The organism is Maritimibacter sp. 55A14 (genome assembly GCF_003122205.1).
Classification (GTDB): Bacteria; Pseudomonadota; Alphaproteobacteria; order Rhodobacterales; family Rhodobacteraceae; genus QEYE01.
The window spans coordinates 64404-90270 of the sequence record NZ_QEYE01000006.1 but is presented as its reverse complement, the minus strand read 5'-3'; the positions used below and the strand labels follow the sequence as shown (position 1 = coordinate 90270).

The 25867-nt window shown below is 66.8% G+C and carries 26 protein-coding genes, 1 tRNA gene and 1 pseudogene; 13 read left to right on the top strand and 15 right to left on the bottom strand.

Going from position 1 to position 25867, the window contains the following annotated elements; genetic code table 11:
* Positions 1–4: 4 nt before the first annotated feature.
* The 4 genes from eda (at position 5) to eutB (ending at position 3553) form a co-directional block, all read left to right on the top strand.
* Positions 5–661, top strand: a complete 657-nt coding sequence (gene eda / locus DDZ14_RS06815; protein WP_109424294.1) for a bifunctional 4-hydroxy-2-oxoglutarate aldolase/2-dehydro-3-deoxy-phosphogluconate aldolase — start codon at positions 5–7, stop codon at positions 659–661.
* A 78-nt stretch (positions 662–739) separates the two neighbouring features.
* Positions 740–1573, top strand: a complete 834-nt coding sequence (locus DDZ14_RS06810; RefSeq protein ID WP_109424201.1) for an alpha/beta hydrolase — start codon at positions 740–742, stop codon at positions 1571–1573.
* Between the two features lie 133 nt (positions 1574–1706).
* Positions 1707–2480 carry a carbon-nitrogen hydrolase family protein gene (locus DDZ14_RS06805; RefSeq protein WP_109424200.1) on the top strand — a complete coding sequence of 258 codons (774 nt, stop codon included), beginning with the start codon at positions 1707–1709 and terminating at the stop codon, positions 2478–2480.
* Positions 2481–2539: 59 nt separating this feature from the next.
* Positions 2540–3553, top strand: coding sequence for a hydroxyectoine utilization dehydratase EutB (gene eutB / locus DDZ14_RS06800; protein ID WP_109424199.1), 1014 nt, complete (start codon positions 2540–2542; stop codon positions 3551–3553).
* 78 nt (positions 3554–3631) lie between these two features.
* On the opposite strand, the gene nagA is transcribed toward eutB, so the two are convergent.
* The 13 genes from nagA to DDZ14_RS06735 form a co-directional block, all read right to left on the bottom strand.
* A complete protein-coding gene (nagA, locus tag DDZ14_RS06795; protein ID WP_109424293.1) occupies positions 3632–4756 on the bottom strand; it encodes an N-acetylglucosamine-6-phosphate deacetylase in 1125 nt (374 codons plus the stop codon).
* Between the two features lie 50 nt (positions 4757–4806).
* The gene (locus DDZ14_RS06790; RefSeq protein WP_158275469.1) at positions 4807–5682 is read right to left on the bottom strand and encodes a BadF/BadG/BcrA/BcrD ATPase family protein; all 876 of its coding nucleotides are present in this window, start codon (positions 5680–5682) and stop codon (positions 4807–4809) included.
* Positions 5683–5835: 153 nt separating this feature from the next.
* Positions 5836–5912 (bottom strand) — tRNA-Arg (locus DDZ14_RS06785).
* A gap of 49 nt (positions 5913–5961) precedes the next feature.
* The gene (locus tag DDZ14_RS06780; protein WP_109424197.1) at positions 5962–7182 is read right to left on the bottom strand and encodes a cysteine desulfurase; all 1221 of its coding nucleotides are present in this window, start codon (positions 7180–7182) and stop codon (positions 5962–5964) included.
* A complete protein-coding gene (locus DDZ14_RS06775) occupies positions 7175–7768 on the bottom strand; it encodes a YIP1 family protein (RefSeq protein ID WP_109424196.1) in 594 nt (197 codons plus the stop codon). The genes DDZ14_RS06780 and DDZ14_RS06775 overlap by 8 nt, the downstream gene beginning before the upstream one ends.
* A 115-nt stretch (positions 7769–7883) precedes the next feature.
* Positions 7884–8384 carry a YIP1 family protein gene (locus DDZ14_RS06770; RefSeq protein WP_109424195.1) on the bottom strand — a complete coding sequence of 167 codons (501 nt, stop codon included), beginning with the start codon at positions 8382–8384 and terminating at the stop codon, positions 7884–7886.
* A gap of 3 nt (positions 8385–8387) precedes the next feature.
* The gene (gene sufD / locus DDZ14_RS06765) at positions 8388–9677 is read right to left on the bottom strand and encodes a Fe-S cluster assembly protein SufD (protein ID WP_199221301.1); all 1290 of its coding nucleotides are present in this window, start codon (positions 9675–9677) and stop codon (positions 8388–8390) included.
* Positions 9677–10432: a Fe-S cluster assembly ATPase SufC gene (sufC, locus tag DDZ14_RS06760; protein WP_109424194.1), complete on the bottom strand. Its 756-nt coding sequence runs from the start codon at positions 10430–10432 to the stop codon at positions 9677–9679. The genes sufD and sufC overlap by 1 nt, the downstream gene beginning before the upstream one ends.
* A gap of 13 nt (positions 10433–10445) precedes the next feature.
* On the bottom strand, positions 10446–10766 hold the full coding sequence (locus DDZ14_RS06755) for a heavy metal-binding domain-containing protein (protein WP_109424193.1): 321 nt from the start codon (positions 10764–10766) through the stop codon (positions 10446–10448).
* A complete protein-coding gene (locus DDZ14_RS06750) occupies positions 10763–11095 on the bottom strand; it encodes a hypothetical protein (RefSeq protein ID WP_109424192.1) in 333 nt (110 codons plus the stop codon). Before DDZ14_RS06750 ends, DDZ14_RS06755 begins: the two co-directional genes overlap by 4 nt.
* Positions 11095–12621 (bottom strand): Fe-S cluster assembly protein SufB, encoded by a 1527-nt coding sequence (sufB, locus tag DDZ14_RS06745; protein WP_109424191.1) that lies wholly within the window; start codon positions 12619–12621, stop codon positions 11095–11097. Before sufB ends, DDZ14_RS06750 begins: the two co-directional genes overlap by 1 nt.
* Before the next feature lie 49 nt (positions 12622–12670).
* Positions 12671–13726, bottom strand: coding sequence for a cysteine desulfurase family protein (locus tag DDZ14_RS06740; protein ID WP_109424190.1), 1056 nt, complete (start codon positions 13724–13726; stop codon positions 12671–12673).
* Positions 13723–14184: an Rrf2 family transcriptional regulator gene (locus DDZ14_RS06735; protein WP_109424189.1), complete on the bottom strand. Its 462-nt coding sequence runs from the start codon at positions 14182–14184 to the stop codon at positions 13723–13725. The genes DDZ14_RS06740 and DDZ14_RS06735 overlap by 4 nt, the downstream gene beginning before the upstream one ends.
* Positions 14185–14357: 173 nt before the next feature.
* On the opposite strand from DDZ14_RS06735, the gene DDZ14_RS06730 reads away from it, so the two are divergent.
* The gene (locus DDZ14_RS06730; RefSeq protein WP_109424188.1) at positions 14358–15011 is read left to right on the top strand and encodes an alpha/beta hydrolase; all 654 of its coding nucleotides are present in this window, start codon (positions 14358–14360) and stop codon (positions 15009–15011) included.
* A gap of 41 nt (positions 15012–15052) precedes the next feature.
* On the opposite strand, the pseudogene DDZ14_RS06725 reads toward DDZ14_RS06730, so the two are convergent.
* A pseudogene (locus DDZ14_RS06725) lies at positions 15053–16201 on the bottom strand (DUF6456 domain-containing protein).
* 204 nt (positions 16202–16405) lie between these two features.
* Here DDZ14_RS06725 and DDZ14_RS06720 point away from each other — a divergent pair.
* Positions 16406–16705, top strand: a complete 300-nt coding sequence (locus tag DDZ14_RS06720; protein WP_109424187.1) for a DUF6477 family protein — start codon at positions 16406–16408, stop codon at positions 16703–16705.
* A gap of 21 nt (positions 16706–16726) precedes the next feature.
* Here the strand turns inward: DDZ14_RS06720 and DDZ14_RS06715 are convergent, their stop codons facing one another.
* Positions 16727–18286, bottom strand: a complete 1560-nt coding sequence (locus tag DDZ14_RS06715) for a trimethylamine methyltransferase family protein (RefSeq protein WP_109424186.1) — start codon at positions 18284–18286, stop codon at positions 16727–16729.
* Between the two features lie 555 nt (positions 18287–18841).
* Between DDZ14_RS06715 and guaA the strand changes: the two genes are divergently transcribed.
* From guaA to DDZ14_RS06680, 7 genes are all read left to right on the top strand, one after another.
* Positions 18842–20404, top strand: coding sequence for a glutamine-hydrolyzing GMP synthase (guaA, locus tag DDZ14_RS06710; RefSeq protein ID WP_109424185.1), 1563 nt, complete (start codon positions 18842–18844; stop codon positions 20402–20404).
* On the top strand, positions 20401–20679 hold the full coding sequence (locus DDZ14_RS06705; protein WP_109424184.1) for a putative quinol monooxygenase: 279 nt from the start codon (positions 20401–20403) through the stop codon (positions 20677–20679). Before guaA ends, DDZ14_RS06705 begins: the two co-directional genes overlap by 4 nt.
* A gap of 101 nt (positions 20680–20780) precedes the next feature.
* On the top strand, positions 20781–21662 hold the full coding sequence (locus tag DDZ14_RS06700; RefSeq protein WP_255417487.1) for a DMT family transporter: 882 nt from the start codon (positions 20781–20783) through the stop codon (positions 21660–21662).
* A 152-nt stretch (positions 21663–21814) separates the two neighbouring features.
* The gene (locus tag DDZ14_RS06695) at positions 21815–22936 is read left to right on the top strand and encodes an OmpP1/FadL family transporter (RefSeq protein ID WP_109424183.1); all 1122 of its coding nucleotides are present in this window, start codon (positions 21815–21817) and stop codon (positions 22934–22936) included.
* A gap of 134 nt (positions 22937–23070) precedes the next feature.
* Positions 23071–23943, top strand: a complete 873-nt coding sequence (locus tag DDZ14_RS06690; protein WP_109424182.1) for an ATPase — start codon at positions 23071–23073, stop codon at positions 23941–23943.
* Between the two features lie 38 nt (positions 23944–23981).
* Complete coding sequence (metA, locus tag DDZ14_RS06685; RefSeq protein ID WP_109424181.1) at positions 23982–24899, top strand: homoserine O-succinyltransferase; 918 nt, start codon at positions 23982–23984, stop codon at positions 24897–24899.
* Positions 24889–25860 (top strand): alpha/beta fold hydrolase, encoded by a 972-nt coding sequence (locus DDZ14_RS06680; protein WP_233252510.1) that lies wholly within the window; start codon positions 24889–24891, stop codon positions 25858–25860. Before metA ends, DDZ14_RS06680 begins: the two co-directional genes overlap by 11 nt.
* The last annotated feature ends 7 nt before the right edge of the window (positions 25861–25867 follow it).

The window sequence follows — 25867 nt, the reverse complement described above, 5'->3', positions numbered from 1 at the left end:
CGCGATGACGCCCCGTGAAAGCGCCGCCGTGCTGCGCGGCATCTGCGCGCGGACCCCGGTGATCCCGGTCATGGAAATCCATGACGCCGGGCGCGCCCGGCCGCTGGCCGAGGCGCTGCTGGCCGGGGGCCTGAGTGTGCTGGAGGTCACGCTGCGCACCCCCGCCGCCGAGGCCGCGCTGCGCGAAATGGCGCAGGTGCCGGGTGCGGTGGTGGGCGCGGGCACGCTTCTGACGCCCTGCGATGTGGCGCGCGCGGTCGAGGCGGGCGCGGATTTCGGCGTCTCGCCCGGCGCCACCCCGCGGCTGATCGAGGCAGCGCTCGACGCGGGGCTGCCGCTGCTGCCCGGCGCGGTCACGCCCAGCGAGATGATGCGGCTTCTGGAGGAGGGCCATGACATGCTGAAATTCTTCCCCGCCGCGGCCTCGGGCGGGGCGTCCGCGCTGGCGGCCATCGCGGCGCCGCTGCCCCAACTGGCCTTCTGCCCGACCGGCGGCGTGACCGAGGCCAACGCGCCGGATTATCTGGCACTGCCCAACGTGCTCTGCGTGGGCGGGTCCTGGACGGCGCCGCGCGCATTGGTGGAGGCCGAAGACTGGCCCGCGATCGAGCGCCTTGCGCACCGCGCCGCCGGTCTGGCCCATCGACTGCGGGCAGGCTGAACCACCGTCCATCAGGGGCTTGCCGTTGCCTCGGCCGGGCGGCATGGTTCGCCCAAGCGCGACAGGGAGTCTGAACCGATGATCACCGACTGGGACCAGGCCTATTCCAATGTCGATCATGTCTCGGATTCCGCGACCTATCCCGACCGCTGGCAGGCCGCAGCGACAGCATTCCGCACCGACATGGCCGCGGCCGGGCGGATGGAGGAAAATCTACCCTACGGCACAGCACCGCGGCAGGTCTTCGACCTCTTCCATCCGGTGCGCAGCCCGCTGGGGCTCGCCGTTTTCGTGCATGGCGGCTATTGGCGGCGCTTCGACAAGACCTTCTGGTCGCATCTGGCCACCGGCGCGCTGGCGCAGGGCTGGGCGGTGGCGATCCCCTCCTACACGCTGGCACCCGAGGCCCGCCTGTCCCGGATGACGCAGGAGATCGGGCAGGCCGTCTCGGCAGCCGCCCAACGTGTCGCCGGGCCGGTCCGGCTGGCCGGGCATTCCGCAGGCGGGCAGCTTGTGGCGCGGATGGTCTGCACCGACACGCCCCTGACGCCGGAGGTTGCGGCGCGGATCGACCATGTCCTGACGATCAGCGGCGTGCATGACCTGCGCCCGCTCCTGAAAACCGCGATAAATGACGATATCCGCCTGGATGCTGCCGAGGCGGAGGCGGAAAGCCCGGCTCTGCTTACCCCCCGGCCCGGTGCGCGCGTCACCGCCTGGGCGGGTGCGGGCGAACTGCCGGAATTTGTGCGCCAGACCGATCTTCTGGCCAATATCTGGACCGGCCTCGGCGCCTGTACGCGGCTGGTCCACGCGCCGGGGCGGCATCATTTCAACGTGATCGCTCCGCTGGAGGAGCCCGATTCGCTGCTGACCGACGCGCTGACCGGCGCCGATGGCTGGCCCGGCTGAGGAATCCTGAGCGGCGTGCCATGTCGGGAACGGACAAGACAGGCCGGCCCCGGATCGTGCCTCTGAATGGCATCCCGAGCGACATAAGGACCCGTGCAATGCCCCGCCTCTCGATCCGCGAAAGCGCCGCCTCATGAAGCTCGGCATCTGGCAATGCGCCGCGGGCGGGCAGAGCCTGGAGACCCGGCTCGCCCGGCTCGACGCGGCACTCGCGGGCCGCGGCGCGGATATGGTCGTCTGCCCTGAGCTTTTCCTGTCGGGCTACAATATCGGCGGTGCGGTGGCCGACCGCGCCGACCCCTGCGGCGGGCCCGGCTTCCAAGCGGTGGCCGCGATCGCGCACCGGCATGGCTGCGCCATCGCCTTTGGCTATCCCGAACGCGGTGCGGACGGCGCGCTTTACAATGCCGCTTCCGTGGCGGGGCCGGACGGGACGCTGCTGGCCAATCACCGCAAGCGGCTCAATGCGCCGGGCTCCTTCGAGGGCGACTGGTTCGCCGATGGCGCCGAACAGACGCTTTTCGACTGGGGCGGTCTGCGCCTGGCGCTTCTGATCTGCTACGAGGTGGAGTTCCCCGAAACCGTGCGCGACGCGGCGCGCGCCGGGGCGCAGATCGTCCTGGTGCCCACGGCGCTGAGCGATCAGTGGCCTGTCGTCGCGCGCAAGCTGATCCCCACCCGCGCCTTCGAGAACGGGGTCTGGCTGGCCTATGCCAACCATGCCGGGACGGAAGACGGGCTGCGCTATCTGGGCGGCAGCCGGATCGTCGCCCCCGATGGCGGCACCGCTGCCGAGGCCGGGGCGCAGGAGGCGCTGATCATGGCCGATCTCGACCCCGCGCGGGTTGCTGCCGCGCAGGCCCGCCTTCCCTATCTGAGCGATCTGGACCGGCTCGCGCGCAGTTGAATTCGCCCCGCGCACTGGGATAGACGCTGCACAGAAGCCGCTCAGAGAAAGGCAAAGCCATGGATTTCGCACTCCGAGACATACTCGCAGCCCGCAAGGCGATCCGGGGGGTGGCCGATTCCACGCCCTTCGTGCCCTCCTCCTATATGACCGAGGTCGCGGGTCATGACTTCCTGCTCAAGCTGGAGAACATGCAGCCCATCGGCGCCTTCAAGCTCAGGGGGGCGATGAACGCGGTGATGGCGCTCCCCGAGGACACGCCGGGCGTGACCTGCTGTTCCACCGGCAACCACGGCCGCGGCGTGGCCTTCGCGGCGCGCAACCGCGGCATCCGGGCGGTGATCTGCATGTCGAAACTGGTCCCGCAGGCCAAGGTGGACGGCATCCGCGCGCTGGGGGCGGAGGTTCGCATCATCGGCACCAGCCAGGACGACGCGCAGGCCGAGGCCGAGCGGCTCGTCGCCGAGGAAGGATTGACCGAGGTCTCGCCCTTCGACGACCCGCGGGTGATCGCCGGGCAAGGCACGATCGGGCTGGAAATGCTGGAGGCGCGCCCCGATCTGGACATGCTGCTGGTGCCGCTTTCGGGCGGCGGGCTGGCGGCGGGCGTCGCGGTCGCGGCCAAGACGATCAACCCGCGCATCCGGGTGATCGGCGTGTCGATGGACCGGGGGCCCGCGATGCACCTCTCCATCGCGGCGGGCGGCCCGGTGGAGGTGGAGGAAGTGCCGAGCCTCGCCGACAGCCTGGGCGGCGGTATCGGTCTGGCGAACAAGCTCTCCTTCCCGCTCTGCCGCGACCACCTGGACGGTACGGTTCTGGTGACCGAGGAGGAGATATACCACGCCATGCAGACGCTTTATTACGAGGACCGGATCGTGGCCGAAGGCGCCTGCGTGGTGGGCATCGCGGCGATGCTGGCCGACAAGCTCGACGCGCCGCGCGGGCCGGTCGGCACCATCGTTACCGGGCGCAACCTGGACATGGAGATGTTCACACGGGTCGTCACCGGCCAGGATATCGAGCTGGGAGATTACACCGTGAAGGGCGCGCCCTACGCGCGGAAGGTCTAGAGGCACGTCTCGAAAGTCCGAAACCAGAGCGGCGACGATGGCCCTCGCGGTCTCTGGAACATTCGGAGACGCACCGTACTAGGCCAACCGGTCGGGGCGGTCCGGCGATTGCGCAGCGGGCTGTGCCACGCCGCCGATCCACACCGCGCGGGGCCGCAATTCGCCGTCGAGCGCCACCATGTCGGCCCGCGCGCCGGGGCGCAGATGGCCGCGCGCATCTTCCAGACGCAGCAAGCGCGCGGGATAGAGTGCGGCCATGCGCAGGGCCTCCTCCACCGGCAGACCCAGATGTGTCGCGGCGTAGCGCAGGGCCGAAGCCATATCCAGATCGGACCCGGCAAGCGTGCCATCCTCCAGCTCCAGCCGCCCGCCACGCCTCCGGACCGGCCGGCCATTGAGCGTGAAGCCGTCGGTGCCGCCGCCCACGCAGGCCATCGCGTCGGTCACAAACGTCACCTGCCCGGCAGGTTTGGCCCGGATCGCGATGCGGCAGGCGGCGGGATGGACGTGATGGCCATCCGCGATCAGCCCGCAGGTCACGCCGGGATGGTCGAGTGCGGCGCCCGCGAGCCCCGGCGCGCGATGGCCCAGCCCGCTCATCGCGTTGAAGATATGAGTGACGGCGCGCGCACCCGCCGAAAAGGCCCGCCAGGCCATTTCGTAGTCACAGTCACTATGCCCCAGGCTGACCAGCACGCCCGCATCGACGAGCCGCCGGATATCCGCCAGGCTCGCACTTTCCGGGGCAAGAGTCGTCAGCACCACGCCCAGATCGCGACGCGCCAGCCGCTCATGATCGGACTCCTCCATCGGGCGGATGAAGCCCGCCTCATGGGCACCCTGGCGGGCAAGGCTCAGATGCGGTCCCTCGAAATGAATGCCCGCGATCGAGGCCATGCCCGCCGCGCGGGCCGCGGCAACGGCGGCGGCGGCGGCGTCCATCGCCTCGGGCGCGTCGGTGATCAGCGTCGGCAGGAGCGTCGTGGTGCCACAGGCCGCATGGGCGCGCGCGATGGTGGCGATCCCTTCCGCCGAGGGGGAGTCGTTGAACATTACGCCGCCACCGCCATTGACCTGCCAGTCGATGAAGCCCGGCGCCAGCGTCACATCGCCCAGATCGGTGAGCGATCCCCCGGATTCATTGCGCGGGCGGATGCCCTGCACCACGCCCGCCGAGACGTGGAGAACGGCATCGCGGTGCATGGTATCACCGTCGAAAATCTTATCGGCCGCAAAGTGTTCCACACCGTTCTTCATGCGCAATGCCCCAGGCCCTGACGCAGCGCGATCACCGCGCCGTTCATCGCGTCGCCGGCGGGTTCCACGAGCAAGGCGGCGGTGTCCGCGTGCAGCATCGGCGCGATCCGGCGCCCCACCGAACCCAGCACTGCGACCCGCTCCGCGCCATGCGCCGCGCAGAGCCGCACCAGCCGCGCCGTCTCCTCCGCCGCACGGGCCAGGATCGCTTCGGCCTCCGGCGTGCCGTGCTCGGCCGCGTCGAAGACCCGCGGCGCAAGCTGCGCGAAATCGCGCGGCGCGGCGCCCTGCGCCCAGTCCATGACGGTTTGCGGACTTGCCCCTGCCGCCTTCAGCACCGCGGCGGCGAATGGCGGCGGCGCGCCCGGCTCGTCATGCGCCCGCAACGCCGCGCGCAGCGCCCGCCGCCCGATATCGGCGCCGCTGCCGAAATCATCCAGCGCGAAGCCCCAGCCGCCGATCTCGGTCAGCCGCCCCTCGACCAACACTGCGGCGGCCGCACCGGTTCCCTGTATCACGATGCCGCCGTCCTCGCCGCCGAACGCGCCCAAGAGTGCCGCGTAGCCATCTGATACAATACATGTTTCTGCGAATGGAGGGGCGAAGGCAAAAAACCGCGACCGGGCATCAGGTGTGGCCCCGGCGAGCCCCAGGACTGCCCGGCAATCGGCCAGCGCCGCGGGCGCCTTACCCGCGGTGGCGAGCGCGTCACGCGCCACGGCCAGAACCGCCTCGAACGGCGCGCGGCCGTCCCCGGCCATCAGGTTTGCCGGCCCGCCGGTAACCTCCGCCAGAACGCCTGTTCCGTTCACAAGGCGGGCGCGGCAACCGGAGCCGCCGCCGTCAACTGCCAGGATCAGATCAGATGTCATCGCGGCCCTCTGCTTTAGCGGCCGCGCCATCATGCCGGCGACCGCCGGCCGGTATGGCGGCGGCGCCGGACGCGGGCGGCCTGACCCATCTATAGCCAAGAGCCGCGGTACTTGGGAAGCGCGGGACGCGTCGAAGCACAAAAGCAAGGGCAATGGCGCACCCGAGAGGATTCGAACCTCTGGCCTCTGCCTTCGGAGGGCAGCGCTCTATCCAGCTGAGCTACGGGTGCTCCGTGCGCGGGGGTATAGCCGCTCGCCCTGCGCCCTGCAATCGCAAACTCAGGCGAAAAGTTCGTGGCAAAGCTCCAGCGCCTCGACCAGCGTATCGACCTCGGCTTCGGTGTTGTAGAGCCCGAAGGAGGCCCGGCAGGTCGCGGTCACGCCCAGATGCGCCATGAGCGGTTGCGCGCAGTGATGGCCCGCGCGCACCGCCACGCCTTTCTTGTCGAGAACGGTGGAAATGTCATGCGCATGCGCGGCGCCGTCCAGCGTGAAGGAGAAGATCGCCCCCTTGGAGGCGGAATTGCCCTGCACGCTCAGCCAGTTCAGTCCCCCGAGCCGCTGGCGCGCGTAATCGGTCAGCCGCGCCTCATGGGCGGCGATATTCTCCATCCCCAGCCCCATCATGTAGTCGAGCGCGACGCCGAACCCGATGGTCTGCACGATGCCCGGCGTGCCGGCCTCGAATTTCATCGGCGGATCGTTGTAGCTGACGGTGTCGCGCGTCACCTCGCGGATCATGTCGCCGCCGCCCATGAAGGGGCGCATCTCGGCCAGTCGGTCGGCCCGCGCATAGAGCGCGCCCGACGCGGACGGACCATAGAGCTTGTGCCCGGTGATGGCGTAGAAGTCGCACCCGATATCCTGCACGTCCACCGGCCCATGCACCGCACCCTGGCTGCCATCGACCAGCACCGGCACGCCCTCGGCCCGCGCGCCCCGGCAGATCGCCTTCACATCGACCCGCGTGCCCAGCACGTTCGACATATGCGTGACCGCCACCAGACGCGTGCGGGGACCTATCGCGTCCAGCACCGCCTGGGGATCGAGATCGCCATTGCCATCCACCTCGACCCATTTCAGCACCACGCCCTGACGTTCGCGCAGGAAATGCCAGGGCACGATGTTGGCGTGGTGTTCCATCACCGACAGCACGATCTCGTCGCCCGGCTCCAGCCGCGGCGCGGCCCAGCCATAGGAGACGAGGTTGATCGCCTCGGTGGTGCCGGAGGTGAACACGATCTCCTGGTCGGAGGCGGCGTTCAGGAAGCCGCGGATCTTGCCACGCACGGCCTCGTATTTCTCGGTCGCGAGGTTGGACAGGAAGTGCAGGCCCCGATGCACGTTGGAATATTCCTGCGCATAGGCCTGCGTGATCGCGTCGATGACCACCTGCGGCTTCTGCGCCGAGGCACCGTTGTCGAGATAGACCAGCGGCTTGTCGTTCACCTCGCGCGAGAGGATCGGGAAGTCGTTTCGGATAGTGTTCACGTCATACACTTGGCATTCCCCCAGGTATGAGCACGGAGAGCAGGGCCAGCACGACGCTGAGCCCGAGGATGATGGCGAAAGCCGAGATCACGATGCCGACGAAGACGTGAAACCCCGACTCGAAGCCGTGCAGTTCGGTGACGAACTGCGTCAGCAGCCAGAAAAAGAGCAGCAGCGAGGCGATCCCGATCAGCCCGGCGACCGGAGGCGCGACCAGAAGCGCGAAGAACTGGATGATCTGAATCGCCAGGTTGATCATCTGAAGCCAGACGATCAGCTTCAGCGCCCCAAGAAAATCGCCCTTGCCGCCGAAGGCCCGGCCGATCCGGTCCACTGCGGTGACGGTGACGACCAGCAGGCCGGCCTGAATACCGGCATTGAGGAACGGCGAGGCCATGATCGTGGCCATCGGCCCCGCACCGCCCAGCGGCATCAGGAAATTGGAGACCTGCGAGACGATCACGCTGGCGACGACCAGAACGCCGGCGATCTGCCACAGCTCCGTCCTGTTCAGTGGCCATGCAAGCACGGCGCGCGCGCCTTCCCGCGGGGCTTTCAATGTCAGCCGCGCGAGGCCGGTGAAAGTGTCTAGCATGGGTTGCCCGGATTTGTATTGGTCCCTGCCCTCGAAGGTAGAACGCCTGCAGGGGGCAAACAAGGGCGCCCGGTGCGCGGTGGCGCTGTGCCGCGGCAATGATCCGGGGTGCGGCTCATGCCACGCCGCCTTCCGCGCGCACGGCTTCCCTCAGCCCCGCGCCCCAGAATACGAGGAAGGCCAGCCCCGCCAGGAAACCGGTGATCTCCAATGCCTGACCGGGGCCGATGAACCCCGCCACCAGCCCGCGCAGCAGCATTAGCGGAGCCGCCGCCAGAACCGCCCAGAAAAGCGCGACCCGCGCTACCAGACCGGTGATCCGGCGCCCGAGGAGGCGCGGCAGGGTCCAGCCGAACGCGGCCAGCATGTAAAAGAGCAGCGGCGCGAGCAGCAGGCTGCCCAAGGCCGCCCCGGCGGCCAGCGCCTCGAAAGGCGGCTCGCCGCCCGAGAGATGCGCATGCCGCGCCAATTCGGGCAGTTGCGCCGCGAAGATCAGCGCCAGCGCCGCCATCAGCCAGGCCAGTACCCGCGCCTCGGTCGGCCCTTCCGCGAGGTTCTGCCGCGCCACCGCGCACGGCGCGACGTAGCTGCGCAGCACACGGCGCGCCGTCGACATCACTCAGTCCCGGCGCCGCGCCAGCCAGCCGGTCAGCCGCTCGCTCAGCGCCACGGTCAGGCGGTCGTCCTCGATCTCGTCGAAAGCCTCCGCGAGGAAGGCCAGCACCAGCATGTCCTGTGCCTCGGAGCGTGGCACACCGCGCGCGCGCAGGTAGAAGAGCAGCTCCTCGTCGATCGCGCCGCAGGTCGAGCCGTGACTGCACTGCACGTCGTCGGCGTAGATCTCGAGTTCCGGCTTGGCATAGAACTGGCTGTCATCGTCCAGCAGCAGCGCCTGACTGATCTGGTAGCCATCGGTGCGCTGCGCGTCGGGCTTGACAAGGATCTTGCCCTGGAAGACCCCGGCCGCGCCATTGCGCAGCACCTTCTTGAAGACCTGGCGGCTCTCGCAATCTTGCGCGTCATGGGTGACGAAGACGGTGTCGTCCTGATGAAATTCGCCGTCGCCGACCGCCGCACCCGCGATATGGGCCGTCGCGCGGTCGCCGGTCAGTTCCACCACCTGTTCGTTGCGGGTCATCATGCCGTTGACGGTCAGCGTGAAGGACTTGAAGACGCTTTCCGCGCCCAGCCGGGCGAAGAGATGCGTGGCCGCCCGGCGCTCATGGTCGCGGCCTTGGGCGCGGACATGGTGGAACCTGCCGCCATCGGCCACGTCCACCTCCATCACCTTGGTGAAGCGCGCGGCTGCCGGTCCGTTCTCCAGAATCGTCAGGACCGCCCCCTTTTCCACCCGGATGACATGGTGGAGCATCGCGTCGGAGCTCTCTGATTCATGGAGATAAATCAGGCTCACCGGCTTGGGCGCGGCGCCGCTGGCACGGATCACGATCCCGTCCTCCGCCAGCGCCGTGTTGAGCGCCGCGAGCGGCCGGTCGACGGGTGTCTGCCCGCGCTCCTCCAGCACGCCGTAAAGGTCCCTGGCCCAGTGGATGTCCGTCGCCGTGGCTTCGGCCAGGGTGGTGATCTCCAGATGCTCCAGCGCCAGGGCGTCCGAGGCGACCCGGTCCAGCACGCCGTCACGGAAGACGACCTTCAGCCGGTCGATACCATCGAAGAGCGGGGGCTCTTCATTGACGAAGACCGCAGCCTGCGGGGCTTCGGGCTGCACCAGCGTTTGCGGGTTGGTGAATTTCCAGTACTCGTCGCGTCGTCCCGGAAGGCCCTGCGCGCGCAGCCTTGAAAGCGCCCCCTCGCGGGCATCGCGGGCCCATTTCGCGCCCGCCGGCAGCGGCCGCCCGTCCAGACGAGCCATCGCGGCGTCAAGTTTCGCCTGTACCAGCGCCGCCATCAGGCCACCTCCGCCTTCAGATCGGCATAACCGTGCTCCTCGACCTCGAGCGCCAGTTCCGGGCCTCCGGTCTTGATGATCCGGCCTTCGGACATGATATGCACCACGTCCGGCTCGATATGGTTCAGCAGCCGCTGGTAATGGGTGATGACCAGGAAGGACCGCCCGGCGTCGCGCAGCGCGTTCACGCCGTTGGCCACCAGCTTCATTGCATCCACATCGAGCCCGCTGTCGGTTTCGTCGAGCACGCACATGCGCGGCTCCAGAACCGCCATTTGCAGGATTTCGTTGCGCTTCTTCTCACCGCCGGAAAAGCCCACGTTGACCGGCCGCTTGAGCATATCGGCGTCGATCTCAAGTTCCTTGGCCTTCTCCCTGATAAGTTTCAGGAAATCGGCCGAGGACATCTCGGCCTCGCCGCGCGCCTTGCGCTGCGCATTGAGCGCGGTGCGCAGGAAGGTCATGTTGCCCACGCCGGGGATCTCGACCGGGTACTGGAAGGCCAGGAAAAGGCCCGCGGCCGCGCGTTCCTCCGGTTCCATCTCCAGGATATCCTCGCCGCCCAAAGTGATGGAGCCTTCGGTCACTTCATAGCCGTCGCGGCCCGCCAGCACATAGCTCAGCGTGGATTTGCCGGACCCGTTCGGCCCCATGATCGCATGGACCTTGCCGGGTTCCAGGGCTAAATCTACGCCCTTGAGGATCTGCTTGTCCTCTTCTTCAAGTTTGACGTGCAGATTCTTGATTTCCAGCATATTTCCCAATTCTTCACCCGTTCTTCTCGATGCTCGCCGCGGTGCCGGAGGCCGACACCATCAGCATGTTGTTGATCACTTCATAGTCCAGATCGACCCCGACCACGGCGTTTGCGCCCTGCGCCGCCGCGCGGTCCTCCATCTCTGCCAGCGCAACGCCGCGCGCCTTACCCAGTTCCTGCTCATAGGCGCCGGAACGCCCGCCGAGAATATCGGTGATCCCCGCGAAGAGATCGCGGATCACGTTGGCGCCCAGGATCGCCTCGCCCACGACGATACCGTGATAGGTTTTGATGCTGTGGCCCTCGACGGTCGGCGTTGTGGTCACGATCATTGGTCTGCACCCTTCCCGTCATCGCCGTCTCGCGGGGCGGCCTCGCGGCTGACGCCTTTCTGGACCACCGCCACCAGCCGCAGGGTCAGCACACTCCAGCAAAGGAAGAGTGCGAGCCCCACTACAAGCTCGAACCGCTCCGCGTAGAGGGCGAGGAACCAGCCGTCGGACGCCAGTCCGGCCACGATCTCGTCATGGGACATGGCCGCGATGAAGACGAGCAAATGGCCCAGGACAAGCAGTGTGACCTGGCGCGTCTCCGGAATCATCCGGGACGGATGCCCGAGCCGCAGCCGTTGCGCGTGCTTATGCCGGAGGTCAGCCGCCATCAGCCCACCGAGCCCTCAAGCGAGATCGCCACAAGCTGCTGCGCCTCCATCGCGAACTCCATCGGCAGGGCTTGCAGCACCTCCTTGCAGAAGCCGTTCACGACCAGCGCCACGGCCTCTTCCTCGTCCATGCCGCGCTGGCGGCAATAGAACATCTGGTCGTCATCGACCTTGGAGGTGGTGGCCTCGTGCTCCACCCGCGCGGAATTGTTCTTCACCTCGATATAGGGCACCGTATGCGCCCCGCATTTGTCGCCGATCAGCAGGCTGTCGCACTGCGTGTAGTTGCGCGCGTTCCGCGCCTTCGGGTGCATCGAGACGAGCCCGCGATAGGTGTTCTGAGCCTGCCCCGCGCTGATCCCCTTGGAGACGATGCGCGAGCGGGTGTTCTTGCCCAGATGCACCATCTTGGTGCCGGTATCGGCCTGCTGCCAGTTATTGGTGATGGCGATGGAATAGAACTCGCCCTGGCTGTCGTCGCCGCGCAGGATGCAGGACGGATATTTCCACGTCACGGCCGAGCCGGTCTCGACCTGCGTCCACATGACCTTGGACCGGTCGCCGCGGCAATCGGCACGTTTGGTGACGAAATTGTAGATGCCGCCCTTGCCGTCCTCGTCGCCCGGATACCAGTTCTGGACCGTGGAATACTTGATCTCGGCGTCTTCCTCGGCAATCAACTCCACCACCGCCGCGTGTAGCTGCGTGGTCTCGCGCATCGGCGCGGTGCAGCCCTCGAGATAGCTTACGTAAGAGCCCTTGTCGGCAATGATGAGCGTGCGTTCGAACTGGCCGGTGTTTTCGGCGTTGATGCGGAAATAGGTGCTCAACTCCATCGGGCAGCGCACACCGGGCGGCACGTAGACGAAGGAGCCGTCGGAGTAGACCGCCGAATTCAGCGTCGCGAAAAAGTTGTCGGTGGGCGGCACGACCGAGCCCAGGTATTTCTTCACCAGTTCCGGGTGATCGCGGACGGCTTCGGAGATCGAGCAGAAGATGACGCCGGCCTTTTTCAGTTCCGCCTGGAACGTCGTGCCCACTGAGACGCTGTCGAAAACCGCGTCCACGGCCACCTTGCGGCCTTCGGCGGGCACATTCTCGGCGCCCTCGACGCCGGCCAGGATCATCTGTTCTTTCAGCGGGATGCCCAGCTTGTTGTAGGTCTCCAGGAGCTTCGGATCCACGTCGTCCAGCGACTTCGGCTTGTCCTCAGCCATGCTCTTGGGCTGGGCGTAGTAGTACTGTTCCTGATAGGCGACCGGCGGGTATTTCACCATCGACCAGTCGGGCTCTTCCATCTTCAGCCAGCGCCGGTAGGCCGAGACACGCCAGTCGGTCATCCACTCCGGCTCGCCGTTCTTTTCTGAGATGAGCCGCACGATATCCTCGTTCAGCCCCTTGGGCGCGAACTCCATCTCGATATCGGTTTGCCAGCCATGCTTGTAGCGCTCGCCGACCGACTTGACGGTTTCCACCGTCTGCCGGTCCACGCCTTCACGAATCTCTGTGCCTTCGACTACGGTCATGATCTGTCCGTTCTCCTGTCTTGGCCCCGTTGGGCCGGTCCTGTCGTCGTCAGGCCGCGCGGGCCCTGTGTTTCGCAAGCCGCGCCAGCCAGGCTTCGGCAAAGCGCGCCACGTCCTCTTCGCTCGTCCCAGGTCCCAGCGAGACCCGGATGGCCGATGCCGCGGTCGTGGCATCAAAACCCATCTCCAGCAACACGCGGCTGGTCTTGACCTTGCCGCTGGAACAGGCCGATCCCGCCGAGATCGCAAAGCCCGCCAAGTCCATCTGCATCACTTGGGTCTCGCCTTTCCAGCCGGGCACGGCGAAGCAGGAAGTGTTGGGCAGCCGCGGGTCATCTTTCCCGACAAAAATAATCTCTTTTCCGCCGCTGGCCAGTGCGTCTTCTAGAATCTTTCTAAGTTTTTCGACCCGCACCCAGACCCCGGCCTCCATGTCGCGCTGCGCGGCCTCGGCCGCGGCGCCGAAACCGGCGATGCCGGCCACGTTCTCGGTACCCGACCGCCGCCCCAGTTCCTGCCCGCCCCCCAGCGACAGCGCCGGGATATCCAGCCCGTCGCGCAGGATCAGCGCGCCCACACCCTTGGGTCCGCCCAGCTTGTGGGCCGAGACGATCGCCATATCGGCCCCGCTCCAGGCAAAGCTGAAGGGCACGCGGCCCACGGCTTGCACCACGTCGAGCATCAGCAGTTGTGCGCGGCCGCCCGCACAGGGCCACCCGTCGGCCCCGCGGGCCGGCGGTTCGGTCAGCACGCCGGTCTCGCTGTTGGCCAGACCCATCGCGTAGACACCAATTTGCGGCGCGTCGCGCCGATGCGCCCAGAGACAGTCATGCGCCGTGCCCGCGACCGCGACGCCCCCGAACCGCGACAGGACCGAGGCGGCCTCGGTCGCGCCGGAGGTGAAGATCACCTCGGTGGGCTTGCATCCCAGTGCCGCCGCCACCTGCCCGCGGGCGCGTTCCACCAGCCCGCGCGCCGCGCGGCCCTCGGCATGAACCGAGGACGGGTTTCCCGCCAGATCGAGCGCGTCCAGCGTCGCCGCGCGCGCCTCGGGGCGCAGCGGCGCGGTGGCGTTCCAGTCGAGATAGGTCCGGTCCCGCGTCATGCCTCGTCCACGACCTCGAAGAGCGCGGGCACGGCGGGACAGGGTTTGAGCGCGTTTCCGGCAATATCCGAGAGCCGGATCTGGTGCAGGATCACGTAAACCTGTGCCGAAAGGCTCTCCCACAGCCGGTTGGTCAGCGACTGCGCCTTGCTGCCCGAGAGCCCTCCCGACGCCCCCGCCCCCATGTGCATGGCGCTGACGGTCTCGTCCACGGCCTCCAGTATCTCTGAGACCCGAATCGCGTCAGGGCTGCGCGCCAGCCGATAACCGCCGCCCGGCCCGCGTACGGAGTCGACGATCCCGGCCCGCCGCAGCTTGACGAATAGCTGCTCCAGATAGGGCAGCGAGATATCCTCGCGCCGGGATACCTCGGACAGCGATACCAGCGCGCCGGGCCCTGCCAGGGCCAGATCGGTGAGCGCAACCATCGCGTAACGGCCTTTAGTGCTGAGTTTCATGGACAATCCACCGTGGACGGAGTTGACGAACGGCCCCGCGCAGCCTAATCCCTGTGAACTGGCGTGCGGAGGGCCATTGGCCTTGTTTAGAACGATTCTAGAATGCCTGAGAGTTATCGTCAAGAATATTGACCCCTCTCCGGCCTCCGCCCTCACCGAAAACAGGGGTTCCCATGCCTGAAGTGATTTTTCCCGGGCCGGAAGGCCGGCTGGAAGGCCGTTATCACCCGCAGAAGGAAAAGGACGCACCGATCGCCATCGTTCTGCATCCGCATCCGCAATTCGGCGGCACGATGAACAACCGGGTTGTCTACAACCTGCATTACGCCTTCTACAATATGGGCTTTACCGTGCTGCGGTTCAATTTCCGCGGCGTCGGGCGCAGTCAGGGCGAATACGACCAGGGCGTGGGCGAGTTGAGCGACGCGGCATCGGCGCTCGACTATCTGCAATCGCTCAACCCCAACGCGAAGCATTGCTGGGTCGCGGGCTTTTCCTTCGGCGCCTGGATCGGGATGCAGCTTCTGATGCGGCGGCCCGAGATCACCGGCTTCATCTCGGTCTCGCCGCCCGCCAACATGTACGACTTCTCCTTCCTGGCCCCCTGCCCGTCCTCCGGGCTGATCATCAACGGGCTGGCTGACCGTGTCGCCCCGCCTGCCGACACCCGCGCGCTGGTGGACAAGCTGCACGAGCAGAAGGGCATCACCATCACCCATGAAGAGGTCGAAGGCGCCGGCCATTTCTTCGAGGACGATTACATGGCCGGCATGATCGAGAGCGTGGACAGATATGTCCGCCGCCGCCTGACCGAGAACAACCGCTGAAGGCTTGGCGCGGGGCTGACCCGGCCCCGCGCCCTGTCCCGTCAGCCGATCATCGGGCCCAAACTGCCATGACGTTCCACGTAATGCTGGCGCAGCCGCTGGAGCGCGATCCGCAGCACGATCTTGCCTGACCGCGCCGACCAGCCCATGCGTTTCTCGGCTGTCTCCAGCCCCTCCAGAAAACAGCAGCAGCGCAGCGCGATGTCGCCCAGCCCCGGTCCCAGATCGGCCAGTGCGGCCTGCACCCGCTCGCGCGCGGCCTGCACCCCGCGCGGGGGTTCGGCGCCGGACGGCGCGGCCTGTCCCGGATCGCCCGCGGTCAGGAAACGGTCCCAGTTCTGCGCCACGCGCGGCCCCATCTGCGACACCTCGAAATCCTAGCGCAACCGGTCGCCGGCCTCCACCAACTCGGGCGCCAGAAACGGCGTGCCGTCCTTGTCCTTGCGCCGCGCCAGCGCGGTCAGCGGCGATTCCGCCAGGTTGTAGCGGATGCGCTGGCTCCGGCCGGTGGCCCGGTCCATCACGTCGCGCTCGGCCCAATTGCGATGCTGCTCGCCGAAGACATCCGGTGCCTCGGCGAATCCGGACGCGCCCTGTCTGCGTTTCTGGTCCTGCGCGAGGAGCCGCCGCAGCGCAGCTTTGCCGGCGGCGGTGATCTCGTAAGAGGCGACCCGTCCCGCGCGGAAACATCCGATCCAGTCCTTCAGCACGAAGGCATGGGCCACGGTACGATCCACCACGGCCGTCCGCGTCGGGCGACCGGGGGTCGTCTCGCGCATCACCACGGCCTTGTCCATATCCGGCGCGATGGCAAGAAAAGCGTTGGATTCGCAGAGCCGGCGCAGGATGCGGCGGGCCTCCCGCTCGATGGTCTGGTCGTCGGAAATCGCGGAAGAACGGGCGGTTTGCGGCATTGGCTGCGGCTCCTCTCTGGTTGCAGATACGAATGGGGGCAGGGAGGCCCGCCAGAGCCGGTCAAGCGCCTCGTCGATCAGCGGATCGTCGCGGCGGCTCTCGAAGTGGCGGACCTGCCTGAGCACGGTCGAGGGCGCGCAGCCTTCGGCGCGCGCGACGTGGCGCAGCGAATGGCCGTAGCCGGTATGCTGAAGGTAGCGGCGCGCGGCGCTTGGCAGCCACGCGGGGAAACCGGCCGGCCCGGCGCGATGCGGTACATCCTGCACTGGCGGCATGTTCCTGCGTCCCCCGATGTCTTGAACAGGCGGACGCAACCCTGCGTTGCCTTGGTTACGCAGCGGTTAATTCGTGGGGATATCCAGCCAATTGCTACTAAAAAATTAACAATATCTTAGGCACCGCACGCTGGTTTCGCGAGGGCGCAACACCCGCTCCGGTTGTGGTTCCGTCTCGGTGTGATTTTTCAAGGAGACACCGCCATGACCGAACTCAACCGGGCCTTCTGCGCCCTGCGCCGCCCGAAACTGCTCATCCGCGCCGCCCGCCTCGGGCTGGAGCATTACGTGCGCGACCGCGACCTGCGCCGGATCGCGCGGACCGGCCGCCTGCCCAGCCCGGAGAGGGCGCTGGCCGCGCTGATGGAGGAGGAGGAGAAGCTGGAGAGTACGCGCAAGCTGGGCGACGCCACCTATAGCGCCTGCCGCCATGTGGAACTTCTGGTCGCGATCATGGCCGAGGCGCGCCTGCTGCCGCGCCCGCGCGGCGATGCGCGGGCGTAGCGGGGCGACACCGGCCGGGCCCTACATGAAACTGTCGGGCTCGGCGTCCTTGCGGGACTTGATGAAAGCACGCAACTTCTGGTCGATCTCCGGGTCGAGCGGCGGTTGCTGGTAGTCCGCAAGGATTGCCTTCACCTTCTCGGTCGCCAGCGTGTAGGTGTCTCGCGCCCCGTCCTCGTACCAGGTCTCATAGGGCTTGTAGTCGAACAGCTCAGTACGCCAGAAGGCCGACTGGTAATTGGCCTGGGTGTGCGCGCAGCCCAGGTAGTGGCCGCCCGGACCGACCTCGCGGATCGCGTCCATGGCCTGCGCATTCTCGTCGGAGGCCACGCCCGCCGCCAGCTTGTGCAGCGCACCGAGCTGGTCGGCATCCATCACGAATTTCTCGAAGCACGCGACCAGCCCGCCTTCCAGCCAGCCGCAGGAATGCAGCATGAAATTCACCCCCGACAGCAGCGCCGCGTTGAGCGTGTTCGTCGTCTCGTAGGCGGCCTGCGCATCCGGCAGCTTGGAGCCGCAGAGCGCGCCGCCGGACCGGAACGGCAGGTTCATCCGTCGCGCGAGCTGCCCCGCACCGTTCAGGATCTGCGTGGCCTCGGGCGTGCCGAAGGTTGGCGCCCCGGAATTCATGTCGATCGAGGTGACGAAGGCGCCGAAGATCACCGGTGCGCCGGGCCGGATGAGCTGCGAATAGGCGATCCCGGCCGTGACCTCGGCCAGCACCTGGGTCAGCGTGCCCACGACCGAAACCGGCGCCATCGCGCCACCCACGATGAACGGCGAGATGATGCAGGCCTGGTGGTTGGCCGCATAGACCTCCAGCGCGCCCATCATCACTTCGTCGAAGGTCAGCGGCGAGTTGACGTTGATGAGCGAGGTCATCACCGCGTTCTCGGAGACGAACTCCTCACCGAAGAGGACCTTGCACATATCGACCGAATCCTGCGCCCGCGAGGCTTCGGTGACCGAGCCCATGAAAGGCTTGTCGCTCAGCGTCATATGGGCATAGAGCATGTCCAGGTGGCGCTTGTTCACGGGGATGTCCGTCGGCTCGCACACCGTGCCGCCGGAATGGTGGAGCCATTTGGACATGTAGCCCAGCTTCACGAATTTCTCGAAATCGGCCATCGTGGCGTAACGTCGGCCACTGTCGCCATCGCGCACGAAGGGCGGGCCGTAGACCGGGGCGCAGACCAGGTTGCGGCCGCCGATCTCCACCGATTTCTCGGGGTTGCGCGCGTGCTGGGTAAAGCTGGACGGCGCAGTCTGGCAGAGTTTGCGCGCCATGCCGCGCGGGATGCGCACCCGCTCACCCATGACTTCGGCGCCGGCGGCGCGCCAGCGCTCCAGCGCCTTCGGGTTGTTGACGAAGGCCACGCCGATCTCTTCGAGCACCGTCTCGGCATTCTCCTCGATAATCCGCAGCGCGTCCTCACCCAGGATCTCCAGATCGGGGATCTTGCGTTCGATGAACCGGGCGGTCTCGATCTTCCGCGTCGTCCGTTCCGCGCGCCGCGCCGCGCCGCCACCTGAGCGCGCCCGGCGCCCTGCCCGTTCCGTTGCGGCTTCGCCTTCGGCCATGTCTGTCGTCTCCCGAGAACTGCGCCGCGGCCCTGACGGCCCGGCAAGATGCCTTGATCCGGCCTTTTTCTATCTCAAAAGCGAACCGGGTTCTGAAGATTTGCGCCCCTCCATTCGCCATGTGCGACATTCTGGCCCCGGTCGCCGACCCATACGCGGGCTTTTGCTCGAATTCTGCCAATCTCAATAAGGCCCGCGCCCGAAAGCCGGCGGGAAGACTTCGGCCGCGTGTAAAGATGAGTTGTGAAATGATCTCGATTGCACGCCGGACGCGCCTCCGCGCGCGTGTCCTGTCGAGCCTTGCCGCCGCGGCGCTGCCCCAAAATCCCGCAATCGGCCGGTGGGCTGACACTATGGGCAGTTTCTGCGTGGCCGCATTCTCGCCCGACCGGACTGTGAAAACAACGGGGCGGGCGGGCTGAGCAACGGCACGACCTCCGGCGAAACCGATGGAACTGGAGATGAACCAGAACAAGTAGTCGGTCGGGCTCGGCTACACTTGGTGAGCGCCGCCGGGGGCTTGCGCAAATCCGGCCCTCGGATTATCAGCCGGACATGATCACAACGTCCCATGACCGCCTTCTCATCATCGACTTCGGCAGCCAGGTCACGCAGCTCATCGCGCGCCGCCTGCGGGAGCTGAACGTCTATTGCGAAATCCATCCCTTCCAGAAGGTGACGGACGGATTTCTGGCCGATTTCGCTCCGAAGGCGGTGATCCTGTCGGGGGGGCCCGCCAGCGTGCTCGATGCAGGCTCGCCGCGCGTGCCCGAGCGGGTGTTCGAGCTGGGCGTGCCGGTGCTGGGTATCTGCTATGGCCAGCAGGTGATGATGCAGCAGCTTGGCGGGCGAGTGGAACGCGGCCACGGCACTGCCGAGTTCGGTCGCGCCTATGTCAGCCCGACCGAGGCGCGCATCGACCTGCTCAATGGCTGGTTCCTGGAAGGGCGCGAACAGGTCTGGATGAGCCACGGCGACCATGTGGCTGAAATCGCGCCGGGTTTCGCGGTTTACGGCACCTCGCCCAACGCTCCTTTCGCGATCACCGCGGACCTTGAGCGGCGGTTCTATGCGGTGCAGTTCCACCCGGAGGTTCACCATACGCCGAACGGCCGGACGCTCTATGAGAATTTCGTCCGCGACGCGGGTTTCACCGGCGACTGGACCATGGGCGCCTACCGCGAGGAGGCGATCCGCAAGATCCGCGAGCAGGTCGGCAACGCCAAGGTGATCTGTGGCCTTTCGGGCGGGGTCGACAGTTCGGTTGCCGCGGTGCTGATCCACGAGGCGATCGGCGATCAGCTTACCTGCGTCTTCGTCGATCACGGGCTCTTGCGGCAGGACGAGGCCGAAGAGGTCGTCACCATGTTCCGCGACCACTACAACATGCCGCTGATCCATGCTGACGAGCGAGCGCTTTTTTTGGGTGAGCTTGAGGGCGTAAGCGACCCGGAAACCAAGAGAAAAACCATTGGCCGCCTTTTCATCGACGTGTTCCAGAAACACAGCGAGGCGGTGGGCGGGGCCAAGTTCCTGGCGCAGGGTACGCTCTATCCGGACGTGATCGAAAGCGTCAGCTTCTCCGGTGGACCGTCGGTCACGATCAAGAGCCACCACAATGTGGGCGGCCTGCCCGAGAAAATGGGCCTCAAGCTGGTGGAGCCGCTGCGCGAGCTCTTCAAGGACGAGGTGCGCGCGCTGGGCCATGAGTTGGGCCTGCCTGCGTCGTTCATCGGGCGTCACCCCTTCCCCGGCCCCGGCCTGGCGATCCGCTGCCCCGGCGAGATCACCGCCGAGAAGCTCGACATCCTGCGCAAGGCCGATGCGGTTTACATCGACCAGATCCGCCGCCACGGGCTATATGACGAGATCTGGCAGGCGTTCGTCGCCATCCTGCCGGTGCGCACGGTGGGCGTCATGGGCGACGGGCGGACCTATGATTTTGCCTGCGCGCTGCGCGCGGTCACCAGCGTCGACGGCATGACGGCCGACTACTACCCGTTCAGCCACGAGTTTCTGGGCGAGACCGCGACGCGCATCATCAACGAGGTCAAAGGCATCAACCGCGTGACCTACGACATCACCTCCAAGCCGCCGGGCACGATCGAATGGGAATGAACGGCGAAGTCACTTTGATCGGCCATCTGCGGGCCACGCCGGACGATGTCGCCGCGGTGCTGGACGCCCTGCCCGAGCATATACGCCTGAGCCGCGCCGAATCCGGCTGCCTGGAATTCAGCGTCACGCAGGACGCCGCCGATCCCTGCCTTTTCCACGTGCGCGAGCATTTCGCCGGCCGCGCCGCCTTCGAGGCGCATCAGCGCCGCACGCGCGCCAGCCGCTGGTGGGGCGCGACCGGCCACCTGCCACGCCGCTACAGCATCGAAGGCTGACGCCGGCGCGGCCGGTCTTTTCATCGCCCGCAAAATCGGCTCTACCTGCCGGATGCCCGCACACGGATCTGCGGCGGGCGTGAACGCCGAAAGGGCCCCGCGTGCCGGATCAGTCGCAACCAATCAAGGCCGTGGTCTGGATGACCGGCGCGGTCATCTCCTTCACCTCGATGGCCGTCGCGGGCCGCGAGGTGAGCCTCGACCTCGATACGTTCGAGATCATGCTCTACCGTTCGCTCATCGGCTTCGTTCTGGTGCTGGCCATCGCCTCCGCTGCGGGTACGCTGCGCCAGGTCACCACCGCGCGGCTGCATCTGCACGTGCTGCGCAACATCTTCCATTTCATTGGCCAGAACCTGTGGTTCTTCGCGGTGGCCACGATCCCGCTTGCGCAGGTCTTCGCGCTGGAATTCTCGCAACCGATATGGGTCGCGCTGGCCGCGCCCTTCTTCCTGGCCGAGCGGCTCACGCGGGTGCGCATCCTGGCCGCCGGTCTGGGCTTCCTCGGGATCCTGCTGGTCGCGCGCCCCGGCGCCGTGCCGCTGGAGTTCGGGACCGTCGCCGCCATGCTCGCGGCTTTCGCCTTCGCCGCCACCGCGATCTGTACCAAGAAGCTGACCAGCGGCGCCACCACCACCTGTATCCTCTTCTGGCTGACGGCCGTGCAACTGGTTCTGGGGCTGGCCTGCGCGGGCATCGACGGCGACATTGCCCTGCCCAGCCTCCAGATGCTGCCGTGGGTCGTGATCATCGCGGTCGCCGGCCTCTTCGCGCATTTCTGCCTGACCACCGCGCTGGGCTTCGCGCCGGCGGTGGTGGTGATGCCGCTCGACTTCCTGCGCCTGCCGCTCGTGGCCATCCTGGGCATGGCTCTCTATGCCGAGCCGCTGGCGCCGCTCGTCTTCCTCGGCGCGGCGGTGATCTTCGGGGCGAACTATCTGAACATCCTCACGGAAACGCGATTGATCCGTGATCGCCCGTGACCCTCTTGAGTGTGTGTGCACGGCAACTGTTTCCCGGAAAAGATGTGCTCCGCGACGGTCCGGACCAAGTGACGCGGCGTAATTCATTGACGCCTCAAATCCGCTCGCATTACCGTCATCGCAGAACAAAACAATACTCAGGGAAGAGGGTCATGAAATATTCGTTCGCGCTGGCAGCCGCGCTGGCAGTCACGTCGACTTCAGCCTATGCAGGCGGTCTGGACCGTTCGGGCCAACCTATCGGGATTCTGTTCGAACAGGGCAATTATGCCGAACTGTCGCTGGGCTATGCCGATCCGAGCCTGACCGGCAGCGACACGCTGGGCAACTCGATCAGCAATGTCGGCGACAGTTTCTTCGTGCTGGGCGCGGGCGTGAAGGCCGACATCAACGAGCAGCTCTCCTTTGCCTTCCTGCTCGACCAGCCTTACGGCGTCGATATTCTCTATGGCGGCAGCCCGGCCACCACGATGTTGGGCGGGACCAACGCCACCGCCGACACCGTGCAACTGACCGGCATCTTGCGCTACAAGTTCGCCGACCGCTTCTCGATCTATGGTGGTCCCAGCTTCTTGCGCGCCGAGGGCAACATCGGCCTCTCCGGTCTCGCCTATGGCCCGATCAGCGGCTACAACGCCGATTTCGCACAGGATGGCGGCTGGGGCTTCGTCGCCGGCGCGGCCTACGAGATACCGGCGATCGCGCTCCGCTTCGCGGTGACCTACCGTTCGTCCATCGACCTGGACTTCGCGACCACCGAAACGATCGGCGGCGCGCCGATCGCGCCAGTGACCACCACATCCTCGGAAATTCCGGAATCCTGGACGATCGATTTCCAGACCGGCATCGCCAAGGACACGCTACTCTTCGCTTCGATCCGCTACGTGACCTGGGAAGATTTCACGCTGATCCCCGCAGGTCTTTCGGGCGCGGTCGGCGCGCCCACCAACCTGGCCGAGATCGACGACGCCACCACCTACACGATCGGCGTCGGACGCAAGTTCACCGATCAGTTTTCGGGTTCGCTGAGCTTCACCTATGACGAGGGCGGACCGGACGATCTGGTGTCGCCGCTGGCGCCCACGAACGGATCGATGGCCCTGGCCCTGGGCGGCCGCTACCAGCTTTCCGAGAAGGTGCGCCTATCCGCCGGCATCCGCTACACTTGGTTCGAGGACGCACTGCCGGAAACCGGCACGCCCGATACCCAGCGCGCCACCTTCACCAACAACGACGCGATTTCGGCGGGCTTCAAGGTCGGATTCAACTTCTGATCCCGTCCGCATCCGGCTTCGAGGGCCCCGCCATTCCGGCGGGGCCTTTTTCCGTTCCCGATCCGCTTTCAGTTGAGACGGCCGCGCCGCTGGGCTAGACCCGTGCCGAAACCGTGCGCAAGACAGGCAGGGCGATGTTCTATGAGACGGCAGAGGACTGGCGGGATTGCAGCGCCAAGCGGGTGCTCTTTTTCGGCATGTCCGGGCTGGGCAAGACCTATGTATCGAACATGCTGCGCGACGCCGGCGGCTGGTTCCACTACTCGATAGATTACCGCATCGGCACCCGCTACATGGGCGAGCATATCGCCGACAATTTCAAGCGCGAGGCGATGCGCGTGCCACTGCTGCGCGACCTGCTGCTGAGCGACAGTGTCTATATCGCATCCAACATCACCTTCAACAATCTCGCCCCGCTCTCGACCTATCTGGGCAAGCCCGGCAACCCGGAAAAGGGCGGCATCCGGTTTGCGGACTACACCCGCCGGCAGGACCAGCACCGCCGGGCCGAGATCGCGGCGCTTCTCGACACGCCGCATTTCATCGCCCGCGCGCAGGAGCTTTACGGCTACGGGAATTTCGTCTGCGACAGCAGCGGCTCGATCTGCGAGGTGGTGGACCCCGACGACCCCGAGGACGAGGTGCTGCGCTGCCTCTCGGACCATCTGCTGCTGGTCTGGATCCGCGGCTCCGAGGCCCATGCGGAGGAACTGATCCGCCGCTTCCGCCGCGCGCCCAAGCCGATGTATTACGACCCCGCCTTCCTGCACGCGAAATGGGAGGAGTACTGCCGCACCAACAAGGTGACCGAGGACGAGGTCGACCCCGACGACTTCGTGACCTGGACCTATTCCCAGGCGCTGGCGCATCGAGCGCCCCGCTATGCGGCGATGGCGCGGAACTGGGGCGTGGCGGTCGATGCCGAGGCGATCGCCAAGGTCGGCACCCCTGCCGATCTCGAAGCCTTGATCGCCAACGCCCTTGAAGCGCGCGGCGCGCCGGGCTAATCCGGCTGTTCCGCACATTCTGCCAGGAAAACCCGTCCATGCCGATCCGCATCCCCGAGACCCTGCCCGCCCGCGACGTGCTGGAGCGCGAGGGCGTGATGCTAATGGGCGAAGGCCGCGCCGCCCGGCAGGACATCCGCCCGCTGCATATCGGACTCTTGAATCTGATGCCCAAGAAGATCCAGACCGAGACGCAATTCGCGCGCCTGATCGGCGCGACGCCGCTTCAGATCGAGCTGACGCTGATCCGCATGACCGAGCATCAGTCCAAGACCACGCCGGTCAGCCATATGGAGGCGTTCTACCAACCGTTTCAGGCCGTGAAGGAGCGCAAGTTCGACGGCCTTATCATCACCGGCGCCCCCATCGAGCATCTCCCCTTTAACGGAGTGACCTATTGGGACGAGATGATGGAGGTCTTCGAATGGACCCAGCGCAACGTGCAGTCCACCTTCGGCGTCTGCTGGGGCGGGATGGCGATGATCAATCATTTCCACGGCGTGAAGAAACATATCCTCGATCGCAAGGCGTTCGGCTGTTTCCGGCACCGCAATCTGAAGCCCGCCTCGCCCTATCTGCGCGGCTTCTCGGACGATTGCGTGATCCCGGTGAGCCGCTGGACCGAGATGCGGCAGGACGAAATCGACGCCGCCGAGGGGCTGGAGACGCTGCTGGGCTCCGACGATGTCGGCCCCGCACTGGTGGAGGACGTGGCGCACCGGGCGCTCTACATCTTCAACCATTTCGAATATGACAGCCTGACGCTGAAGGAAGAATACGACCGCGACGTGGCGAACGGCACGCCCATCAACGTGCCCTGCAACTACTATCCCGGCGACGATCCCTCGCGGATGCCGCAGAACCGCTGGCGCAGCCACGCTCATCTGCTCTATGGAAACTGGATCAACGAGATCTACCAGTCCACGCCGTTCGACATGACACTCATTGGCAGCTAGGGCGATTTCCATACTCGCCGCGCTGGCCGCGGCGACGCCCGCGCTCGCGTATTGGGTGGACCGGCGCGCGGGGCAGCGCGAAGCCGAGGCCGAGGCCGCCTGGCCCCCGCGCGGACGCTTTCTGGACGTGGACGGCGCGCGGCTGCATGTCGAGGTGACGGGCGAGGGTCCTGATCTGGTCCTGCTCCACGGCGCGGGCGGCAACACCCGCGCGATCATGGCCCCTTTCGTGGACGCGCTGGCGCGCGACTTCCGCATCATCGCCTTCGACCGACCCGGCCTGGGCTACAGCGATCCGCTGCACGGACTGGGCGAAAGCCCCGCCGAACAGGCGCGCGTCCTGATCCGCGCGGCTCGCACGCTGGGGGTAGAGCGCCCGCTCGTTCTCGGGCACAGCTATGGCGGCGCGGTGGCGCTGGCCTGGGCGCTGGAGGCGCCGGAGCGGACCGCCGGGCTGGTGTTGCTGGCGGGCGCCGCGCAGGAATGGCCCGGACGGCTGGCGCCGTTCTACCGGCATCTGGGCACCGGGTTCGGCCAGCGCGTGCTGATCCCGCTCATCACGGCATTCCTGCCCCGCGCGCGGCTCGAAGCCTCGGTGCGGGCCGTCTTCGCCCCGCAATCCCCGCCGCCGGGCTATTTCGACACGATAGGTGCGCCGCTCTCGATCCGCCGGGGCGCGCTGCGCCACAACATCCGGCAGGTCAATGCGCTCAGGCCCCACCTCGCTGCGATGTCGCCGCGCTACGGCACACTTCGGTTGCCGGTGGAAATCCTGCACGGCACCGCCGATGACACGGTGCCCATCGACGTGCATTCCCGCCCGCTGGCCCGGCAGTTGCCCGATGCAAGACTGACGGTGCTCGACGGGATCGGGCACATGCCCCACCACGCCGCCACGGAGGATACGCTGGCGGCCATCCGGCGGGTCGCCACGCGCGCCCGATTGCACAGCCCGCGATAACCGCCAT

Coding starts and splice junctions, on each gene's coding strand:
- eda (WP_109424294.1), top strand. CDS start 5: ATGACGCCCCGTGAAAGCGCCGCCGTGCTGCGCGGCATCTGCGCGCGG.
- DDZ14_RS06810 (WP_109424201.1), top strand. CDS start 740: ATGATCACCGACTGGGACCAGGCCTATTCCAATGTCGATCATGTCTCG.
- DDZ14_RS06805 (WP_109424200.1), top strand. CDS start 1,707: ATGAAGCTCGGCATCTGGCAATGCGCCGCGGGCGGGCAGAGCCTGGAG.
- eutB (WP_109424199.1), top strand. CDS start 2,540: ATGGATTTCGCACTCCGAGACATACTCGCAGCCCGCAAGGCGATCCGG.
- nagA (WP_109424293.1), bottom strand. CDS start 4,756: ATGCACCGCGATGCCGTTCTCCACGTCTCGGCGGGCGTGGTGCAGGGC.
- DDZ14_RS06790 (WP_158275469.1), bottom strand. CDS start 5,682: ATGACATCTGATCTGATCCTGGCAGTTGACGGCGGCGGCTCCGGTTGC.
- DDZ14_RS06775 (WP_109424196.1), bottom strand. CDS start 7,768: ATGCTAGACACTTTCACCGGCCTCGCGCGGCTGACATTGAAAGCCCCG.
- DDZ14_RS06770 (WP_109424195.1), bottom strand. CDS start 8,384: ATGTCGACGGCGCGCCGTGTGCTGCGCAGCTACGTCGCGCCGTGCGCG.
- sufD (WP_199221301.1), bottom strand. CDS start 9,677: ATGGCGGCGCTGGTACAGGCGAAACTTGACGCCGCGATGGCTCGTCTG.
- sufC (WP_109424194.1), bottom strand. CDS start 10,432: ATGCTGGAAATCAAGAATCTGCACGTCAAACTTGAAGAAGAGGACAAG.
- DDZ14_RS06755 (WP_109424193.1), bottom strand. CDS start 10,766: ATGATCGTGACCACAACGCCGACCGTCGAGGGCCACAGCATCAAAACC.
- DDZ14_RS06750 (WP_109424192.1), bottom strand. CDS start 11,095: ATGGCGGCTGACCTCCGGCATAAGCACGCGCAACGGCTGCGGCTCGGG.
- sufB (WP_109424191.1), bottom strand. CDS start 12,621: ATGACCGTAGTCGAAGGCACAGAGATTCGTGAAGGCGTGGACCGGCAG.
- DDZ14_RS06740 (WP_109424190.1), bottom strand. CDS start 13,726: ATGACGCGGGACCGGACCTATCTCGACTGGAACGCCACCGCGCCGCTG.
- DDZ14_RS06735 (WP_109424189.1), bottom strand. CDS start 14,184: ATGAAACTCAGCACTAAAGGCCGTTACGCGATGGTTGCGCTCACCGAT.
- DDZ14_RS06730 (WP_109424188.1), top strand. CDS start 14,358: ATGCCTGAAGTGATTTTTCCCGGGCCGGAAGGCCGGCTGGAAGGCCGT.
- DDZ14_RS06720 (WP_109424187.1), top strand. CDS start 16,406: ATGACCGAACTCAACCGGGCCTTCTGCGCCCTGCGCCGCCCGAAACTG.
- DDZ14_RS06715 (WP_109424186.1), bottom strand. CDS start 18,286: ATGGCCGAAGGCGAAGCCGCAACGGAACGGGCAGGGCGCCGGGCGCGC.
- guaA (WP_109424185.1), top strand. CDS start 18,842: ATGATCACAACGTCCCATGACCGCCTTCTCATCATCGACTTCGGCAGC.
- DDZ14_RS06705 (WP_109424184.1), top strand. CDS start 20,401: ATGAACGGCGAAGTCACTTTGATCGGCCATCTGCGGGCCACGCCGGAC.
- DDZ14_RS06695 (WP_109424183.1), top strand. CDS start 21,815: ATGAAATATTCGTTCGCGCTGGCAGCCGCGCTGGCAGTCACGTCGACT.
- DDZ14_RS06690 (WP_109424182.1), top strand. CDS start 23,071: ATGTTCTATGAGACGGCAGAGGACTGGCGGGATTGCAGCGCCAAGCGG.
- metA (WP_109424181.1), top strand. CDS start 23,982: ATGCCGATCCGCATCCCCGAGACCCTGCCCGCCCGCGACGTGCTGGAG.